Genomic DNA, 20,511 nt, shown 5'->3' with positions numbered 1-20,511 from the left:
TTACTGATAACGGCTGCAAAGACAGCGTGCTGAACTAAAGACACAGCATGAGTCGCTGGCGAGAATATGTAATATCAATGCATAAAACTCGCTTGAACAACTTCTGAAAAATACATTTTTCACTATCACGAATAAAAAAATGGACGACAAAAAAGTCATCCATTTTCCCTAAATTTTTTTCTATATTCGTCAGTCTTACCAGTTCAAACAAGACTACAAATCTTCATCCGCCGGCGTATCCAAAGCGGCATTTAAACGCACCGGCCACATCTCAGAAAGACGTTGTGTGTCGTCAATCAGCTCCTGAGTTGATCCTTCACTGACCAGATCACGACTGTCCATTTCTTTTTTCCCAAAATCAATACTGGCTAGCAGCATTAACTTATATCCCTCTAGTGTATTTTGAGAAACCCCTTCACCATTTAGATATTTCAGACCTAGATTAAATCGCGCGCTTGCTAATCCTTGTTCTGCGGCTTTGCCATACCAGTACACAGCACGCTTATCGTCATGCGAGACACCGGTTCCATTCGCGTACATCATCCCCAGACGATACTGTGCGTGCGGGTTGCCTTGATAAGCAGCTTTTTTGTAGGATTCCAGCGCTTTATTGAAATCTTGTTTGACACCATCATCAGTGTCATCATTTTCAGAATACAAAATGCCGAGATTAAGATAAGCCGCGGTATAACCTTGCGCCGCAGCTTTTTGATACCAGTACGCGGCAGTTTGTTGATTTTGCGGCAGGCCAAGAGCGTTGCTATACATCAAACCCAGATTGGTCTGTGCACCAGCATGGCCGCGGGCAGCCGCTTGCGCAAACCAGTAAGAAGCTTGCTGATAATTTTGCTCAACGCCTTTACCTTGGAAATAAATAATGCCGAGCTTGGTTTGAGCACGCGGATCACCTTTCTGAGCAGATTGCGACAAGGCGCCGATATCTATGATCTCATCTCCTGAGAACCCATTTTGCAACTTGTCCGTAGCATCATCACCAACGGCTGTGGTGAATGACACCAAGCCCATGAGAAATAAGAGTCCTTTTTTAATTCGCGTCATCTTCGCTCCCCATCAAGTCCAAACTGATCGTACGGGCATCCTTGTGGATGAATTACTTGTACAAATCATGCGCTAAAAGATACTCGGAAGATGTTTCCTAACTATATTAAAAAGTAACGAAATGTAATGACAAGATGGGAAGGAATTAAGTGGCTGAAGAAGTGACTGAAGCGCAGAAAGAAGCGAGGGAAGATGGTAATCAGCGGGGGCTAAGCAGCTTTTAAATATAGAGGAAGTCTCGATAAAAAAGTAGATACTCCCCTCAAAATTAAAAATAACTTCTATGTACTTCAAATTATTATTGGACTATTAAAAATTACTACCGACCAGTATCTACTTTGATATTGAAACAATAAGCTCACTTTTAAGATGCAATCCGATCCGTGCTGACGATTGCTCAGCGGGCATAGTCAGATGATTCATCCATTGAGGATTAATCCAGCGAACAATCACTATTTCAATTTTTATCGGCCGCGACACGCACTGTATTACGCCCTGCCTGTTTAGCCTCATACAACATTGCATCAGCACGCTGAAACCAAGATGCTCCTGTCTCTGAGGGCGTAATTTTTGCGACGCCAATCGAGACTGTAATCGAGAAATTCTCGATCAACGGCGTGACCTCGACCAACGCCCTCAACTCTTCCGCCAATCTGGTTGCAGCCGTCAAATTAGCGCCGACAGCAATCACTACAAACTCTTCACCACCATATCTAAATACTGAATCGGTATTCCTGATTCTAGTGGCAATCAGATTGCATAACTTGACCAATACCTGATCACCGACGATATGACCAAACTGGTCATTTACCTTTTTAAAATGATCCAGATCAAACAACAGTAAACAAGATTCTGGATAGGTCTTCTGGGGATCTGACAGCTTAGCTAAACACCGATCCAGCGAACGACGATTGCCGACGCCAGTCAAAAAATCATGTTCGGCCTGCTGATTTAATTCTTTATGCTGAAGATTAGTACGATAAGAGAAAATCGTAGAAAACAAATTGATGAGAATAATAGTGATGGCAATACTGGATAAATTAAGCAACTCCATTTGTCCATACAAAGCAAACAGCATTGCAATCAGAGATACCGTATTGATCAGCAATGCCTCGTGCGCTTTCAGCATAAAGTAAGCAGCGATCATGGTCGGATAGACCCAATACACTAACGGCGCACCTTTTATAAAAATGACCGCGAGCATACCTGACGAGTAAAAAATCGTGACAAGAATACTAGCCCAGCGTACTCGACCGGTATTCAATACATACAGAAAAACGCACACCATACCAGCCACAATCGCCAGATCTACGGCGGCGAGCACCCAATTATGCTGCAACAGACGGACTATCCCGAACGGGAAAATACTGGGGATGCTAAGAGCACACAACATCAAAAGAATAATTTCTTCTTTTGATCTATTACGTCGTCGTTTGGGCGTATCTAATCCTAAAGGAAGTTGTTCACGTTGTCCTGACATCATCGCTCACTATGAAATAAAAGCGTTTTGCACAAAACCAACCCTGGCAGCGAACTACGATTAATTATCGGCTACTGAATACAGGTCACTTAGTACAGATCACTGCGTCAATATAGTATGAACTGATTATGAATGGATTTTGCAATAGATGCACGATACATACAGCATAGCGCCTGATAACAATGACTTACATTTAAAGGAATCTTGAATTCCACGCGATTCTCTATCATTGTTATGATACGGTAACAATATTCAGCAAGACCGTTACAAACAAGTATTTTTGAATCAGGTTCAAAATACCGCTCTTCTAGGAAGCTTATCTTTATGTCAGTCAGCAAAAGGATGCGTAGCTTCTTTTTATTTTCGTTATTGATGCTATCGACCGGGATTGCGGCGTCGGCGATTTTGTCCAGCGCGTCTAATGTGCAAAATATACCGTTGTTGATTGCTGAAACTCGGGATGAAAACGGTGAGATTGCGTCGATTCGCCCAGAGAATCAAAAAATCCTTGACTATTTTGAGCGTACTTTAGGCATCCACTTTGACATAAAACGCTATCCGCTCTCTCGCCTGGTAGAGAATGTCAAAGCGGGCGAAGGATTGGCGTTTGGCCTGTCCAAAACTTCGGAGCGACTGAGCGAAATGCGTTACTCCATTCCCATCTTCTCCGACTTTATTTGGGTCATTGTGCGCAGTGATTCGGCACTCAAATTCAATTCTGTCGAAGACCTCAAAGGTAAGTCTGTCGGCATCGTCAGAGGAATACGGTTTGGTGACGAGATCGATAGCAAAAGAAATCGCTTGTTCAAAGTAGAAGAAGATCAGCCGCAAACCAGTTCCAGATTAAAAAAATTATTATCCGGCCGTATGGATGTGATGCTATTTAATTCCAGAACTGCCAATCCCAAAGAATTGGAAACTGAACTGAACAACTACCTCCGGGATAAAAATATCCGTATGGCGGAGCAGACGAAATTCAGCATCAAAGTATTAAGCAAACCCTTCTTGATTGATGACATCCACTTCACCAATGGATTGCAAAATGATGGCGATATCATTAACAGGATCAATGCAGCAATTCTCAAGGGACGTAAATCAGGCGAACTACCTGCGCTGTGGAAGCCAGAACATGAGGCTAAGTGATTTAGCTTAGGCTAGTCATCAAAACACTATGAGTTAAAGCCTCAGAAAACTCCTTTCTGGCTCAAAACCAATATACTCCCCATTATTTTTACTAAAAATAGCCTATTGTCCAAACATTATATGGACGATTAAAACATACTGATGGTGAGTATATTCTGTAGCAAGAATAAATCTGATTAAATCCTGCCCGATATCAACACCCAAATAGCAAGTTTAAGCACGAAAAAAAGCTCTTGGTACTGACGTGCACCAAGAGCTTTTTTGGACCAATGCAACTATTAGGACTTACGCAAAATTGTCCCGGCAAGGCGTAGCGACGAAGATAGTACTGTAGTACAGCTAGGAGCTACAACGCAGCCGGGGCGATTTTGCGTAAGTCCTACTGATAACAACTAATTACTTTTTGCGCATCGGCGGCAAATCAGTACAGACGCCTTTGTAGACTTCGGCAGCCATCCCGATAGACTCACCCAAGGTCGGATGCGGATGTATCGTTTTGCCAATATCAACTGCATCTGCGCCCATCTCAATTGCCAATGCGATTTCACCGATCATATCGCCTGCATGCGTGCCAACAATACCGCCACCTACAATGCGTTTGGTTTCTGCATCAAATAACAATTTGGTAAAACCTTCATCACGTCCATTGGCGACTGCGCGGCCAGAGGCTGCCCAAGGGAAATGGCCTTTTTCAAGCTTAATGCCTTTAGCTTTGGCTTCGTCTTCTGTAATGCCGACCCAGGCGATTTCTGGATCGGTGTAGGCAACGGAAGGAATCACGCTCGCATCAAAATAGGCTTTCTCACCAGAGGCGGCTTCTGCTGCAACATGCGCTTCATGTACCGCTTTGTGCGCCAACATAGGCTGACCGACCAGATCGCCAATCGCAAAAATATGCGGCACGTTGGTGCGCATTTGCTTATCCACGTTGATAAAGCCGCGGTCGGTGACGCTAACACCTGCTTTATCGGCAGCGATTTTTTTACCGTTAGGACTGCGGCCAACTGCCACCAACACCAGATCGTAAATTTGTGACGCTGGTGCAGCCACGCCGGCCTCAGCTGCTTCAAAGCTGACTTTAATGCCTTCTGGCAGCGCTTCAACCGCAACGGTTTTAGTTTTCAACATGATATTGTCGAAACGTTTTTCGTTGAACTTTTGCCAGACCTTTACCATGTCGCGGTCTGCACCTTGCATCAGACCGTCCATCATTTCAACGACATCGATACGTGCGCCTAATGTGGAATACACGGTTGCCATTTCTAAACCGATGATACCGCCGCCAATTACCAACATACGTTTAGGCACCTGACGCAATTCCAAAGCGCCGGTGCTATCAACGATACGAGGATCAGCCGGAACAAAGGGTAAGTTCACCACCGACGAACCAGCTGCAATGATGGCTTGTTTGAACTGAACAGTTTTCTTCGATCCATCAGCGGCAGTGACTTCAATATGATTCGGGCTGACGAATTGACCTGTACCTTGTACTACATTGACTTTGCGGGCTTTAGCCATGCCAGACAAACCTGTCGTCATTTTTTTGATGACGCTTTCTTTGTAGCCACGCAATTTATCAATGTCGATCACAGGTTTGGCAAAAGTCACGCCATGCACTGCCATCGAGGCGGTCTCATCAATCACAGCGGCGACGTGCAGCAAGGCTTTGGACGGAATACAACCGACATTCAGGCAAACACCGCCAAGGGCTGCATAGCGTTCTACCAGCACTGTATTCATCCCAAGATCAGCAGAACGGAAAGCGGCTGAATAACCACCGGGACCTGCACCTAAAACCATCATGTCGCATTCCACATCTACTTTACCGGTGTAGCTGGATGCGATTGGTGCGGGGACGGCGGAGACGACAGGAGCGGCGGCGGACGCCACCTGTACAGCAGCTGGTGCCGATACTGATGCTGGCGCGGCCGCAGATGCACTTGCGCTAGACACTTGGCCTGCGGCTTCTACCAGTAATAACAAAGCACCTTCGGCAACTTTGTCACCGACTTTGATTTTAATTTCTTTGACCACGCCAGCGTGGCTGGATGGAATTTCCATACTGGCTTTGTCCGACTCTACCGTGATCAGTGATTGATCAACTTTGATGCTGTCACCAACGTTGACCATCAATTCGATGACTTCTACTTCTTTAAAATCACCAATGTCTGGGACTTTAACTTCTACGATGCTGGACGCCGTTGGTGCTGACGGTGCTGTTGGTGTTACTGGAGCGCTAACAGCGGCTGCAGGGGCAGCTGGAGTGGCAGGAGCGGCTTGGGTTGCAGGTGCTGCGACTTCTGCTGCACCTGCTGCCTCCAACACCAGCAGCACACTTCCTTCCGCTACTTTGTCGCCCACTTTGATTTTTAATTCCTTGATGACACCAGCGTGCGTGGAGGGAATCTCCATACTCGCTTTGTCCGATTCGACCGTAATTAGGGATTGATCGACCTTAATCGTATCGCCCACTTTAACCAGTAATTCGATAATTTCTACTTCTTTAAAATCACCGATATCGGGTACTTTGACCTCAATTGTGCTCATGTATTTTCTCCGCTCACAGCAAGGTTTTACGCAGATCAGCCAAAACATCAGCTAAATACGCGGTGAACTTGGCAGCCATTGCGCCATCAATGACGCGATGATCGTAGGACAGGGATAAAGGCAACATCAAGCGTGGAATAAATTGCTTGCCGTCCCACACTGGTTTAATCGTCGATTTAGACAATCCCAAAATAGCCACTTCCGGTGCGTTGATGATAGGTGTAAATGCCGTACCACCAATCCCGCCCAAAGACGAAATCGTAAAAGTAGCACCTTGCATATCAGCAGGCTTCAGCTTGCCGTCACGCGCTTGTGCAGACAACTCACCCATCTCTACAGCGATTTGCGACAAAGTTTTTTGGTCTGCATTTTTAATCACAGGAACAACTAATCCGTTTGGCGTATCTGCGGCAAAACCGATGTTGTAATACTGTTTGAGTATCAGATTTTCACCCTTTGCATCCAAGGAAGCGTTGAAGGCTTTAAATTTCTTCAAAGCGGCGACACTGGCTTTGATGACAAAGGCCAGCATCGTCAACTTAACGCCAGACTTAACCAAGGCTTCGTTAGACGATTTGCGGAAATCTTCCAGGTCAGTAATGTCAGCTTCATCAAACTGCGTTACGTGCGGGATCATCACCCAGTTGCGATGCAAATTAGGGCCACTAAGTTTTTTGATGCGAGACAAGGGCAACAATTCGGTGCTACCAAATTTGCTGAAATCCAATGACGGCCAAGGCAACAAATCAAGACCGACACCACTGCCATTTTTTGCCGGAGCAGAAACAGCCGATACTGCTGTACTAGCAGCCATAATGCCTTTGACGAAGTTTTGCACGTCCAATTGCGAGATGCGACCCTTAGGGCCGCTACCTTGCACGCGCAAGAGATCAACGCCAAGTTCGCGCGCAAATTTTCGGATTGACGGTGATGCATGTGGTTTGCTGCCATCGGCATTGCTGACAGGAGTTGATGTTGTCGCTGTGCTAGCTGGTACCTCAACTACAGCGGCGGCAACTGCTGCTGGCGCTGGCGGGGGTGTTGATGCAACTGGAGCTACCGGTGCGGTTGCTGCTACTGGCGCAGCTGCCGGAGCAGTTACCGGAGCAAGATCACCAGACGCTTCAACCACAACGAGCAAAGAACCCTCTGCGACTTTGTCGCCGACTTTCACTTTAATTTCTGTCACTACGCCAGCGTGACTGGAGGGAATCTCCATACTAGCTTTGTCTGATTCGACTGTAATTAATGATTGATCAATCTTAATCGTGTCGCCAACCTTGACCATCAATTCAATCACTTCTACTTCTTTGAAATCGCCGATGTCCGGCACTTTGACTTCAATCGCACTCATAGTTTTCGCTCCGCGTAAATTATTTGAAAGAGGCGCATCATTTGCTGAGTGCGCCCTTCTTTGCTCATGCTTGCTTAGGTAAGTAAATTAACCCAGATAACTTACACAGTGACCGGATTAGGTTTGCCTGCGTTGATGCCGTACTTTTCAATAGCCTGGGCAACAACAGAGGCAGACAACACGCCTTCATCGGCCAAAGTTTTGAGTGCAGCGATCACCACGAAATAGCGATTAACCTCAAAGAATTCACGCAATTTTGCACGACTGTCAGAACGACCAAACCCATCCGTACCCAAGACTTTGTAGCTGCGACCTTTTGGAATGAACGCACGCACTTGTTCTGCAAAGGTACGCATGTAATCAGTAGAAACGATTACCGGACCTGTCGTATCTTTTAAGCATTGAGTAATGTGGGCTACACGTGGCTCTGCGGTTGGGTGCAACATATTCCAACGTTCTACATCCTGACCATCACGGGCTAATAAAGTAAAGCTTGGTGCAGACCAGACATCAGCCGCGATACCAAAATCATTTTGCAACAATTCTGCTGCAGCAATCACTTCACGCAAGATTGTGCCGGAGCCCATCAGTTGCACACGGTGCTTGGTCACGCTCTCGGATTTTTGCAACAGGTACAAACCTTTAATGATGCCTTCCTCTTGTCCCTCTTTCAGTCCCGGATGGCTGTAGTTCTCATTCATCAGAGTCAGGTAGTAAAACACGTCTTCCTGATTAGTGACCATACGGCGCAGACCATCATGCATGATGACGGCGACTTCATGTGCGAACGTCGGGTCGTAAGGTACGCAGTTAGGTATTGTCGAAGCTAGTACATGGCTGTGGCCGTCTTCATGCTGCAAACCTTCCCCGTTCAGAGTAGTACGGCCCGCTGTACCACCTAACAAGAAGCCGCGAGCGCGCATATCACCAGCTGCCCAGGCCAGATCGCCAATCCGTTGCAGACCAAACATCGAGTAGTAGGTATAAAACGGAATCATCACGCGGTTGTTGGTCGAATATGAGGTCGCAGCGGCGATCCATGAACTCATACCACCCGCTTCATTAATCCCTTCTTGCAAAATCTGACCAGCTTTATCTTCGCGGTAATACATCACCTGATCTTTATCGACTGGCTCATACAATTGACCAACCTGACTGAAGATACCGATCTGACGGAACAAGCCTTCCATACCAAACGTACGGGACTCATCAACCATAATAGGTACAACACGCGGACCTAAACTGGCATCGCGTAACAAGGCAGTCAAAATACGTACATAAGCAGCAGTAGTAGAAATCTCACGGCCTTCGGCAGTCGGTTCCAGCATCGCTTTAAATGCCGACAACTCAGGGACAATCAATTCTTCATCGGCTTTTTGACGACGTTGTGGCAAATAGCCGCCGAGCGCTTTACGACGGGCTTGCAGGTATTGCATTTCTGGCGTGTCGTCGGCAGGTTTGTAAAAAGGAATACCAGGCAAATCTGCATCAGCGATTGGGAGTTGGAAACGGTCGCGCATTGCTTTAATCGCTTCGTCATCCAGCTTTTTCGTGTTATGCGCGGTGTTACGCGCCTCACCTGATTTACCAAAGCCAAAGCCTTTAATACTCTTTGCCAAGATCACAGTCGGCTGACCTTTGTTATCTTGTGCGACTTTAAATGCGGCATAAATTTTGTGGGGATCATGTCCACCACGAGTCAGACGCCAGATGTCGTCATCTGACATTTTGCTGACCATTTCCAACAATTTTGGATGCTTGCCAAAGAAGTTAGCGCGGACATATGCACCATCTTTGGCTTTGTAATTTTGGTATTCGCCATCGACGGTTTCCATCATGACTTTTTGTAAGATGCCGTCTTTATCTTTAGCGAGCAACTCATCCCAGCCGCTGCCCCAAATCACTTTAACCACATTCCAGCCTGCGCCACGGAAATCTGATTCCAGCTCTTGAATAATCTTGCCGTTACCACGCACCGGGCCATCCAGACGTTGTAAATTACAGTTGACGACGATGACCAGATTGTCCAATTGCTCGCGGCCTGCCATACCAATCGCACCCATGGATTCTGGTTCGTCCATCTCACCATCGCCACAAAACGCCCAGACTTTACGCTTCTCGGTGTCAGCGATACCACGTGCATGCAGATACTTCAGGAAACGTGCCTGATAAATCGCCATCAAGGGACCAAGACCCATCGATACCGTCGGGAATTGCCAAAAATCTGGCATCAGTTTTGGATGCGGATAAGACGACAAACCTTTACCATCCACTTCGCGACGGAAATGGATCAGTTGATCTTCGGTTAAACGGCCTTCTAAAAAAGCACGGGCATAGATACCCGGCGATGAATGACCCTGAATGTACAGCAAATCGCCACCGTGATCTTCGGTTGGCGCGTGCCAAAAATGGTTGAAGCCAATACCCAACATATTCGCCAGTGAGGCAAAACTGGATAGATGACCACCCAGATCACCATCTACGCGATTGGCCTTGACGACCATCGCCATGGCGTTCCAACGCATCATAGAACGCAGACGCTCTTCAATTTCCAGATTGCCCGGGCAATGCTCACCAAGGTGCGCCGGGATCGTGTTGACATAAGCAGTGTTGCTGGAAAACGGAATATGCGCGCCACGGCGACGCGCCAGATCGACCATGCGCTCCATCAGATAATGCGCTCGCTCTGGCCCTTCTTTATCGATCACAGACTCCAGTGCATCAAGCCACTCAGAGGTTTCCATAACATCGGGATCATTGACGGCTTGCGCCAAAACTTGGTCGATCTGGGGTGAAGAAGTTGACATCTGCTGGGTCTCCTGATAGTGCGCTTTCGAAGCGAAGCGCGGTGGCGTATCGACAAATTAGTGCTTGTTTTTAAATCATAATAATTCTTTGCGAAGGTATTTTAACAGCAGTTTTTAATTTTTCAAATAGCGATATTTGATTTCATAATGTGATATTTTGGTTGTGGTGCAATATAATCCTTCTATGAAACTTCTGAATCTGAATTTTCTATGCACTCCGCAAGAAAAATGGAATTTTCGCCAAAAGACCGAGGCGTAACAAACCCAGATTTCCCATCAGACCGCTACCACTCCGTAGTTTGAAGCCGCCACCCAGATGGCATGCGGCGTTTAGGACATCATCATCGCCATATGTGTGCCAACGCTACAGCAACAATTGCACCTCTGCCGAGCCGCCTGGCGGCGGCGTCGCGTCTAGCCAACTCGCCAAAGGCACATTGGTCGCTATTCCAATAGAAAATCTGGATCAAATAGCGGTAAATACCGATTAAGAATAATTTGTCACGATCAGCTATTGAGTTTGCTTATGCGGCTGAAAAAGACAGACCACGACGAGCACTCATCCACTAGAAGAAATAATTTTGCTTACGGAGTGTGGTGGCTGATTAGCCGATTTTGAAATTTACCGAGACTTTGCGTCTGGAGGGAGCAGTATTACTGCTTCACGCGACTGCATTGACATGGATACAGACGGCTAAAAGGATCGTACTTGTGTTGGGGTGAATTATTTTATTTTGCTTTTTTAGCTTTTAAAAATACGGGTCCCCAGATAGGGTGACCGATTTCACTAGGCATCAAATCAAAAGTGGGATCAATCTTAAGTGCACGCTCAAATTGCTGGCGGCAAAGTTGCGTTCTGGAGGTGACACAGTAACTAAACGCCATCGTCTTTAATGCCTCTAGTTGAATAGCCTTGTTATGACCATTCCAGATTTCATTTGCATTACTTAGTCTCTTAATTGCCCCGTTGTAATCACCATCGTTATATAACGCCGCTCCGTCCTTTAAAGCCTGCACATCACCGCCTACAATTGGCACTACGGGAGTTGGTTCTACTGCTGTGGGTACGGGTGGCTGAGCAGGTTTTACTTCTCTGTTTTTTACCGCAGTTTTTTGAGGAGTTGTCAGTTTGGAGACACTTTCGCACCCTATCAATAGCATGCAAGAAAACGCAAGCGTACTTATGCAGAGATATTTAGACAGTTGATGGTTATTCATTGACATTTATTTAGCAGTAAACTCGTGCTCTATGGTAACTGAAGTGGCTGAATTATTTTTGCTAGTGTCCACCTCAGTAACAAAATCGGGGAACCCGGGATTGGTCACTCGAATCTTATGAATGCCTTTAGCCAGTTTTAAATTCTTTAATGGTGGGCTGGCACCATTTTGAACGCCGTCTACAAACACCGTACCCCATGGCTTAATCGTTAATTTGACATTGAATTTACTAAGCGCCTTGTCTTGCACTAATGGGGCAGTCGTCTTAGCTAAGGTCTCAGATTGATTGAATTCATTGATGCGTGCCTGAGCTAACTCTGCGTATTTTCCATTCGGAAATTGCTGCAAAAATGTACTCACCGCTTGTTTTGATAAATTTGCATCAGCACTCAATTTATCCCAAGCTAATTTCTCCTGATTAATTTCAGGGAGCTTGTCGGTAACACTATCTTGGGGAATGGCGGATGAAAATTTTATATCGCTAGCGACTGCCGCTGGTTGAGGAGCAGTTGGAGCTGTGAGCGGCAAGGGTTTTGCGATAGAGTTTAATAAGGGTTTTACTGCGCGATGTTGCACAGAAAAATAAATACTAATATCAAGGAAAAAACACAGGCCTAAAGTACCGGCCAATATCTTGGATTTATTTTTTTTAATGATAGTAATTAACCTGGACTCACCGATTCCAGGAACGTCATCGACGCTAGCAGTGGCACTAGCTACGGCATTTTTGTAGGCGACATTTTTAATACTGGCAACTTTAGCAATCTGATCATTCGTTTCGCTTGTAAGATCAACATTGGCGCCCGATTTGCTTAAGCGAGAGGTTCGAGCGGAACCAAACGCGCTAATGCCTAATAAGCGCCGGAACTCGTCCACAGTCTGAGGGCGATCTTGTGGCTGTATAGCCAGCCCCTTATCGACTGCCATGAGAAATTTTGTACTAAAGCCAGGACGATCCTGATTTTGGAGATGGTTCAAAGTATCTTTAACGATGCGTGCTACTGAAATCGGAGGTGGCGTTTTCAGGATCGTAAAATACATTACCGCAGCTAGAGCATAAATATCTGTCCAAGGGCCTTGCTGCAAATCATCCTCATCCGAATACTGCTCAACCGGTGCGTAACCAGGCTTTAAAATAACGGTTAACCCTTGCGTCATATCGCCAATAATCTGGCGCGCAGAACCAAAGTCAAGCAACACAGCATCACCGTTTTTTTGTACGATAATATTATCCGGCGATACGTCACGATGCAGTATTTTGGCTTTATAAAGCGTATCCAATGCCTCCAGGATTTGCTTAAAAATAAATTTAAGCCATGCTTCTGTCACTAACTCTGGGCGCTGGTTTACGATTTCTTTCAACGTAAAGCCATCATAGTGCCGCATCACCATATACGCGGTTTTGTTCTCTTCCCAAAACCGGTACACTTTAACTAAAAACGGATGATCAAACTGCGCTAACAGGCGGGCTTCATTGATAAAGCTTTTTAATCCTGCGTCAAAGGTCTTCTTGTGACGCTCTACCCGCACAACCACACTAGAATCAGCCGCCCGGCTAGCTAATGCGCCTGGAATGTATTCCTTGATTGCGACAGTACGCTGAAGAGAGTGATCAAACGCCAAATAGACAATACCGAACCCACCCTCACCGAGAATACCAGTGATCTCAAAGTCGTTCAGTCGAGTGCCTACAGCCAGGCAATTCTGGACAACAGATTGAAGCGCCTCTGACTTTGCATTAGCGCGTATTTTTTCTATACTCAAGACTTACTCGGAAATAAAAATGTGTTCATTCTAAAATTAATACGCTTATACATTAGCCGCCCTTAGACCACTCTTTTCGAGTCATGTATGCAAATAGCAAAAGCCGAAAAATTATCTCTACTCGTTCTGCTAGCACTGGAAACCCGAATATTCTGTTCGGCTATTAAGTTCATCTGAGATAACCACGCATCGCAACTTTGTGCAGAGGACAGACTTTGCTCCATCTGGTTTTCGTTTACCCATTCCCAAAAACCGTCCGTACACAATAAAAATGCGTCGCCATCCTGCAAGTCAACCGCGTCCATTGTCACTTCGGGAAGACTGTCGCCCTCTGCACCGATAGCGGCAAATAACATGCTACGCTGAGGATGCTGGCGAAGCAAAGCGTAATCGGCGTAACCAGCATCGACCATTCTCTGTGCATAGCTGTGATCTTTTGAAATCGTTTTAATTTTTCCATCACGGAATAGATAAACTCTGGTGTCGCCTAAATGCGCCCATAGTGCACAACGATTACTCCTGTCGATCAAAATAGTAGCCACGGTCGCACTCATATTTTTTTGTTGAATGTTCCCCAGTTTTTTTTGAGCTACTTTCAGCATTGCCCAATCGACATAAGAACGCAAAGCACGTGGACTGAACGATGCTTCCTGCACAAATTTTTCTGTGATGCATTCAGTCACAAGATTGGCAGCAACCTCACCGCCCTCATGACCACCGGTACCATCGGCTAATACAAAACAGGCCAAGTCGTCCTCGAGCGCACTGGCGAGAGCGTCTTGATTAGTTTGTCTATTACCAATCGCCGTAATTTGAGCTATCTCCAGATGCATCTTTACGTCATCTCATAGAAATATTTATTATGCATCTGGCGAGTCGTGTTTTACTCGTTCAACTTCGTTCTCGTAGGCAGCTAAAAATTCTTTACCAAATAAGGACTGAAACTCATCTTTGGATTCTAATGAGATACGATCAAATAGTTCGGAAAAATGATCCCACATCTCAGCTTTACGGCGTGCTGGGTTGAGACTGTCCAAAAAGCTTGGCGCTTTTAAATGTTTTTCAAATCCGGCTGGATGAAGTTTATGCAACAGGCTTTCCATTGCTGCCTTCATTCCTGCGACGACACCTAGCTGGTGGGCGCGCAAATCGAGGAAAGCATCTTCCATTGCCTCCGCTGGCGCCATAAAACCCGGCATTTTTTTCCGCAACATCTGGGTCAATACCGTCTGGCTATCAGGGAAAAACTTTAAGGGATTATTTTTTCGTAAAACCACCATCGTTACTTCGGCATTCACTTCTCGTTTGACTAGCGCCCGCTGAGCAATTAGTCCCATCGTGCCTTGTACGGAAGTTGCAACAAGTTTGCCTAAGATTTCCATCAACTCGGGTGTTAAACCCGAGGACAGATTGAGCGAGGGAAGACCCGCACCATTTAAAAATGCTTGTAGCAAATCAGCACTGTCTGCCACAGGTTTCTGCATATCAGTTGTTGCCGCCGCAGATGCTTGCTTCTGGGTAGGCTGCGACGCGTCTGTCTGGCTCGTCGGTAGCTCTTGCAAGGTGACGACATTTTCTGCTTCTACAGAAGTAGCTTCTGCGCGTAACAAAAATTGCGGTGGTTGAATCAGAGTTTTTGTAGCATTAGCCATTGGATTAATAGTCATTGGCGTTGCTTTGGCGGGCAGTGGCAAACTTACTTTCGTATCTGCTGATTTCGCGAGTTCAGATACATCAGGCAAGGGGTCAGGTAAATTCGCTGGTACTTGTGCCCCCTCTGTAGAGACAACACTCAATATGTACAGGCCAATTTGAATCTGATCACCAGCGTAGATTTTGTGTGCCTGCTCTGCCGCGATTTCTGTTCCATTGATAAGTATCGGATTAGCCAAACTGAGGTTAATCAATTGATGCTGATCTCCATTGCTCCAAACTTTTGCTTGAATTCGGGAGACAAAATGTTTAGGGTCAGGCAAAACCAGAAAATTATCGTCACTACGCCCTACTGTTCCTTGTTCCTCGCCAAAAATAGCGGAAATCGGACTGAGTGGCGCTTCATTATTATAAGAATCGACGGTAATTTTTATCATTGATAGCACTCCAAAAAAACAAAGCTAAGACTCAACTAAAACCCAACTAAGACTCCAGCATCTACAACACCATTATTGTCAAGAGAAGCTGATTTAAATAAGCTAATCTGTCAATTGTGGCCGGACACTGGCTGTACTTTTCCGACAAACTTATTGAGCTAAGCACTTGAGCTTGACCGTCCCCTAGTCAGAAACTATTTCTGACGCGCAACACAAAATCGGCCTCGCTCAATGTATTGCCATAGAGTACGGCAGCTTACCCGATTCTTTTAAAATCAGCGACAAATGCAGCGTAAAGTCTCCGGATTAAATGACGTTTCCTGGAGACAGCGTCTACTTCTTCCCAATCAAGATACTGAAGTTGAGGAAAGATCCTTGCTTGATGCTATAGTTGGCATGCACTTTGATCAAAATGTCATCTATTTATGTGAGGGTTTGATGAGTAAGTCAGTATCAGGTGAACCAGTTCCACCAGAAGTAACGGGAACTTTTCACTATCAAGAATTAATAGAGTCAAGATTAGGAACGCCAATTGCGACAGAGTTATCTAATGCTGATGCCGAAAAATTAGCATCGTCGCCTGGCGCAAAACTAGCAGCCGCCAGAAATGCCTTGGGTTGGTCAGTTCCACAAGTTGCATCACAATTGAAAATGGCTCCCCGCCAAATAATTTCAATTGAGGCGGATGATTACGCATCCCTACCAGAGCCCGCAATTGTGCGGGGCTTTATCCGTGCGTATGCCAAACTACTAAAACTCGATCCTGTCCCTATCATCACTTTAATTAAAATTGATTCTGACGAAAAGAGACAGAAATTATCCACCGATCGCAGAGCATCGATGTCGCGTGTCAGATTGAAAACAGCGAATGAAAAAAAGGGCCGTCCTCTGCTTAAGTTTGTCTTGGGCCTATTAGTACTAGGAATCGTGGCTCTGGTATGGATGGTTTACCGCTAGCAGCAATATACTCCCCATTTTTTTAGGGAAATATATCCTACCGACCAATACTTAATTGGACAATCAAAATATACTGCCTAGGTGTATATTATAAAATCCAATTAAATATTGAACAGTTATACGAAGGTGCGACGCACGACACACTGCACTCTTCGTCATTCAATTTTAGGATAGCATCCCGAACTTTTGTCTTGAATCAGGCAGATCACTATCGCTCGCAAGCTAGTTATCTAAGCTGGGATTATTCCAATGGAGGCGATACGCCCTATTGTTCTCCAGCTACCCAGCGCATAATTTATAATCTTGGCTTGATCTTCTTTTGCAAAGCCCACCATGACAGCCCATATCATCAGCGGAACACAGCTATCTCAACAAATTCGTGCCGAAGTGACCCAACGCGCCGCAGCACTTACAGCGCAAGGCAAACAACCCGGTTTGGCGGTGATTTTGGTGGGTGAAAATCCGGCGTCGCAAGTATATGTACGCAACAAAGTCAAAGCCTGTGAGGACTGCGGCTTTTATTCTGTGCTGGAAAAATACGACGCAGACCTGAGCGAAACCGCCCTGCTCGCGCACATCGCGAGACTGAACAATGACAGCAAGATCAACGGTATTTTGGTGCAGTTACCTTTGCCAGCCCATATTGATGCGAATAAAGTGATTGAAGCGATTGCAGCGGAAAAAGATGTAGACGGATTTCATATCAGTAATGCAGGCCTGCTGATGACGGGGCAACCGCTGTTCCGTCCTTGCACACCTTATGGTGTGATGAAAATGTTGGAATCAATCGACTACCCTATCCGCGGTGCCAATGCCGTGGTGGTAGGTGCATCCAATATTGTCGGTAAACCGCAGGCAATGTTGCTCTTGCAAGCAGGTGCTACTGTCACCATCTGCAATTCTAAGACACGCGATTTAGGCGCCCATACGCGCAACGCCGATATTTTGGTGGTCGCCACTGGCAAACGGAACATCGTGACTGCTGATATGGTCAAACCCGGTGCAGTGGTGTTGGATGTGGGGATGAATCGCGATGACGAAGGCAAATTATGTGGCGACGTTGATTACCTTAATGTCAAAGAGGTCGCTGGCTACATCACTCCAGTCCCTGGCGGTGTTGGCCCGATGACGATTACGATGTTACTGGTCAACACGATAGAAGCTGCAGAACGACTTTAAGAACTCCTCAAGAATTTAAACGAATTTACCAGCTTACTGGAACAACAATGACGCAACAAAATCCCCTGCTTGACTTTAGCGATTTACCACGCTTCGACACCATCAAACCTGAGCATATAACGCCAGCGATTGCGGTATTATTGGAAGAAAATCGTGCTGTCGTCGCACAACTGGAAGCGGCAACAGATCCCGTCACATGGGAAAATTTTGTTGAGCCTTTGGAAAACGCCACCGAAAAACTCGGTCGCGCTTGGGGCATTGTTAGTCACCTTAACGGCGTCGCAGATACACCAGAACTACGTGCCGCGTATAACGAGAATCAGCCCATCATCACGGAGTTTTGGACCGCTCTGGGTCAAAATCTTGCGTTGTTCGACAAATACAAAGCCTTGCAAGCCAGCCCGGAATTTGCACACTTCACGCCGGCGCGACAAACTATCGTCAACAACGCTGTGCGCGATTTCCGTCTGGGTGGTGCAGAATTATCGGACGATAAAAAAGTCCGCTATGCAGAAGTACAAGAAAAACATGCCGCTCTCTCTACTAAGTTTTCAGAAAACGTACTAGATGCAACTAATGACTACGGTTTGTTCATCGATAATCTGGATGAGCTAAAAGGTTTGCCAGACGATGTTTTACAAGCGGCAAAATCCGCTGCTGAAAAAGACGGTAAGCCGGGTTATAAATTTACGCTGCATTTCCCGTCCTATTTCCCACTCCTGCAATACGCAGATAATCGTGCCCTGCGCGAAACGATCTACCGCGCCAATGCAACCAAGGCATCTGAGTTAGGCAGCAATCCTGAGTGGGACAACACTGCGATCATCACCGAATTGCTAGCCTTGCGCCAGGAAGAAGCTAATTTGCTGGGCTATCACAATTTTGCTGAAGTATCACTGGTGGCCAAGATGGCGGAAACGCCAGCGCAGGTAAGTCATTTCTTATTAGATCTGGCGAACCGCGCCCGCCCTTTTGCAGAAAAAGATTTGGCAGAGTTGCGCAGTTTTGCTAAAGATCAATTAGGTATCGATGATTTGCAATCCTGGGACACCACTTACGCTTCAGAAAAACTGCGCGAACAACGCTATGCCTTTTCTGAGCAAGAATTAAAACAATATTTCCCTGAGCAGCAAGTCGTCGCCGGCTTGTTCAATGTGATCGAAACCTTGTTTGCAGTAGAAATTCGTCTAGACAGTGCGCCAAGCTGGCATCCTGATGTCAAGTTTTATCGGATAGAAAAAGCTGGCAAACTCGTCGGACAGTTCTACCTCGATTTATATGCACGCAGCGGCAAACGTGGCGGCGCCTGGATGGATGATGCACGTGGCCGACGCCGTACTGCGACCGGTATACAGACGCCAGTTGCTTATCTGACCTGCAATTTTAGCGAACCAGTCACGACTAACGGTGTGACCAAACCTGCCCTGTTCACGCATGATGAAGTGATTACACTGTTCCATGAATTTGGTCATGGGCTGCATCATTTATTGACGCAAGTCGAAGAATTATCCGTATCGGGCATCTCTGGCGTGGAGTGGGATGCGGTCGAATTACCATCTCAGTTTATGGAAAACTTCTGCTGGGAATGGGATGTTCTGCAAGGGATGACAGCCCACGCGGAATCGGGTGAGCCATTGCCGCGTGCGCTGTACGACAAAATGATTGCTGCAAAAAACTTCCAGTCAGGTATGCAGACCTTGCGTCAGGTTGAGTTTTCTTTATTTGATATGCGTCTGCATGATGCCATTGAGTCCGGTCAGAATGTGCAAGCGATTGCAGATGCGGTAAGAGCACAAGTGTCGGTCTTCAATCCACCTGCGTTTAACCGCTTTCAGCATTCTTTCAGCCATATCTTTGCAGGCGGCTATGCAGCGGGTTATTTCAGCTATAAATGGGCAGAGGTCTTGTCTGCCGATGCATATGCCGCATTTGAAGAGGCTAGCATAGCGGAAGGCAGTACACTGTCACGTGTAGTAGGACAACAATTTCAGTCACAAGTATTAGAAGTCGGTGGCTCCCGCCCAGCCCTGGAGTCTTTTAAAGCGTTCCGTGGCAGAGAGCCTGCTATTGACGCGCTATTGCGCCACAGCGGCATGGCTGCCTGACGTTTATAGAGAACACGGAGAATATAATGAAACAGCAAATATCAATACGTACCCGCCTCTTGCTAATCGGCACAGTGGTAGGTGTATTCGCTATGGGCAGCGCCCAGGCGCAGTTGTATAAGTGGGTCGGTGCTGATGGCAAAGTCACTTATAGCGACGTACCGCCGCCACCGTCTGTGAAGCAATTACAAACCAGATCATTTGACAGCGGCGAACCTGCAAGTAATTTGCCGCCTGAGTTAGCAGCCGCGGTAGTAAAAAATCCTGTCATTCTGTACACGAGTTCTGATTGCAGTCCTTGTGATGAGGGACGCACTTTCTTGAAAGCTAACGGTATTCCTTTTAAAGAAAAAACCGTTAATTCGGATGAAGATGCAAAAAAACTCAAGCAAGTTAGTGGCGATAATCAACTACCGTTTTTAATCATTAACAGTAGTAGATTCAAAGGTTTGAATACCACCGAATGGCGTACCGCGCTGAGTAACGCTGGCTACCCAGAAACCAATAAGCTGCCAAAAGATTACAAATACTCAACGGCAGAGGCAGCTGCGCCGGTGCCAGCAACGGCACCTAAAGATGCTAGTAATAATGGAGATAGCGACAAAGTAAGACAAAAAAAACTGCCGCCAGCCAACCCTAATAATGACGGTGGCTTCCGTTTTTAAGCTGAGTTTTTAAGTTTTTTTATTAGCCTTGCTTGCTTAAAAATAAAATGAGATCTTTGCACGATAAAAAGCCAAGCAGAGTGTTTACCTCAAATGAGACAATAGCAACAGGATAAATTTAAAGAGTGGCAATCATGGCGTGG

15 protein-coding genes are annotated in these 20,511 nt (G+C 46.2%); 6 read left to right on the top strand and 9 right to left on the bottom strand.

What is annotated here, in order from left to right:
- Positions 1-213 precede the first annotated feature (213 nt).
- Entirely contained in the window at positions 214-1,059 is an 846-nt protein-coding gene (locus AAKU61_RS15150; RefSeq protein ID WP_354333560.1) for a tetratricopeptide repeat protein, read from the bottom strand.
- A 457-nt stretch (positions 1,060-1,516) separates the two neighbouring features.
- Positions 1,517-2,539: a GGDEF domain-containing protein gene (locus AAKU61_RS15145; RefSeq protein WP_354333558.1), complete on the bottom strand. Its 1,023-nt coding sequence runs from the start codon at positions 2,537-2,539 to the stop codon at positions 1,517-1,519.
- Positions 2,540-2,863: 324 nt separating this feature from the next.
- Between AAKU61_RS15145 and AAKU61_RS15140 the strand changes: the two genes are divergently transcribed.
- Positions 2,864-3,682, top strand: a complete 819-nt coding sequence (locus AAKU61_RS15140; RefSeq protein ID WP_354333556.1) for a substrate-binding periplasmic protein — start codon at positions 2,864-2,866, stop codon at positions 3,680-3,682.
- 396 nt (positions 3,683-4,078) lie between these two features.
- On the opposite strand, the gene lpdA is transcribed toward AAKU61_RS15140, so the two are convergent.
- From lpdA to aceE, 3 genes are all read right to left on the bottom strand, one after another.
- A complete protein-coding gene (lpdA, locus tag AAKU61_RS15135) occupies positions 4,079-6,229 on the bottom strand; it encodes a dihydrolipoyl dehydrogenase (RefSeq protein WP_354333554.1) in 2,151 nt (716 codons plus the stop codon).
- 13 nt (positions 6,230-6,242) lie between these two features.
- Entirely contained in the window at positions 6,243-7,583 is a 1,341-nt protein-coding gene (aceF, locus tag AAKU61_RS15130) for a dihydrolipoyllysine-residue acetyltransferase (RefSeq protein ID WP_354333552.1), read from the bottom strand.
- A 101-nt stretch (positions 7,584-7,684) separates the two neighbouring features.
- Complete coding sequence (gene aceE / locus AAKU61_RS15125) at positions 7,685-10,390, bottom strand: pyruvate dehydrogenase (acetyl-transferring), homodimeric type (protein WP_354333550.1); 2,706 nt, start codon at positions 10,388-10,390, stop codon at positions 7,685-7,687.
- Between the two features lie 299 nt (positions 10,391-10,689).
- Here aceE and AAKU61_RS15120 point away from each other — a divergent pair, with 299 nt between their 5' ends.
- Positions 10,690-10,881, top strand: coding sequence for a hypothetical protein (locus AAKU61_RS15120; RefSeq protein ID WP_354333548.1), 192 nt, complete (start codon positions 10,690-10,692; stop codon positions 10,879-10,881).
- 238 nt (positions 10,882-11,119) lie between these two features.
- Here AAKU61_RS15120 and AAKU61_RS15115 read toward each other — a convergent pair whose 3' ends face one another.
- The 4 genes from AAKU61_RS15115 to tagH all read right to left on the bottom strand — a co-directional run bounded on the left by AAKU61_RS15115 (position 11,120) and on the right by tagH (position 15,462).
- Positions 11,120-11,608 (bottom strand): TssQ family T6SS-associated lipoprotein, encoded by a 489-nt coding sequence (locus AAKU61_RS15115; protein ID WP_354333546.1) that lies wholly within the window; start codon positions 11,606-11,608, stop codon positions 11,120-11,122.
- Between the two features lie 6 nt (positions 11,609-11,614).
- The gene (locus tag AAKU61_RS15110; protein ID WP_354333544.1) at positions 11,615-13,372 is read right to left on the bottom strand and encodes a serine/threonine protein kinase; all 1,758 of its coding nucleotides are present in this window, start codon (positions 13,370-13,372) and stop codon (positions 11,615-11,617) included.
- A 62-nt stretch (positions 13,373-13,434) separates the two neighbouring features.
- Positions 13,435-14,205 (bottom strand): PP2C family protein-serine/threonine phosphatase, encoded by a 771-nt coding sequence (locus tag AAKU61_RS15105; protein ID WP_354333543.1) that lies wholly within the window; start codon positions 14,203-14,205, stop codon positions 13,435-13,437.
- Positions 14,206-14,232: 27 nt separating this feature from the next.
- Complete coding sequence (gene tagH / locus AAKU61_RS15100; RefSeq protein ID WP_354333541.1) at positions 14,233-15,462, bottom strand: type VI secretion system-associated FHA domain protein TagH; 1,230 nt, start codon at positions 15,460-15,462, stop codon at positions 14,233-14,235.
- A gap of 285 nt (positions 15,463-15,747) precedes the next feature.
- On the opposite strand from tagH, the gene AAKU61_RS15095 reads away from it, so the two are divergent.
- The 4 genes from AAKU61_RS15095 to AAKU61_RS15080 all read left to right on the top strand — a co-directional run bounded on the left by AAKU61_RS15095 (position 15,748) and on the right by AAKU61_RS15080 (position 20,368).
- The gene (locus AAKU61_RS15095) at positions 15,748-16,419 is read left to right on the top strand and encodes a helix-turn-helix domain-containing protein (RefSeq protein WP_354333539.1); all 672 of its coding nucleotides are present in this window, start codon (positions 15,748-15,750) and stop codon (positions 16,417-16,419) included.
- A 333-nt stretch (positions 16,420-16,752) separates the two neighbouring features.
- Entirely contained in the window at positions 16,753-17,598 is an 846-nt protein-coding gene (folD, locus tag AAKU61_RS15090) for a bifunctional methylenetetrahydrofolate dehydrogenase/methenyltetrahydrofolate cyclohydrolase FolD (RefSeq protein WP_354333537.1), read from the top strand.
- Positions 17,599-17,645: 47 nt separating this feature from the next.
- Positions 17,646-19,703 (top strand): M3 family metallopeptidase, encoded by a 2,058-nt coding sequence (locus AAKU61_RS15085; RefSeq protein ID WP_354333535.1) that lies wholly within the window; start codon positions 17,646-17,648, stop codon positions 19,701-19,703.
- 26 nt (positions 19,704-19,729) lie between these two features.
- Positions 19,730-20,368: a glutaredoxin family protein gene (locus AAKU61_RS15080; RefSeq protein WP_354333533.1), complete on the top strand. Its 639-nt coding sequence runs from the start codon at positions 19,730-19,732 to the stop codon at positions 20,366-20,368.
- Positions 20,369-20,511: the final 143 nt, after the last annotated feature.

Origin of the sequence: Undibacterium sp. GrIS 1.2 (assembly GCF_040544435.1) — a bacterium.
Lineage (GTDB): Bacteria > Pseudomonadota > Gammaproteobacteria > Burkholderiales > Burkholderiaceae_D > Undibacterium.
Note: the sequence above shows the minus strand (reverse complement) of the source record. Positions and strands in the feature narration are given on the sequence as shown.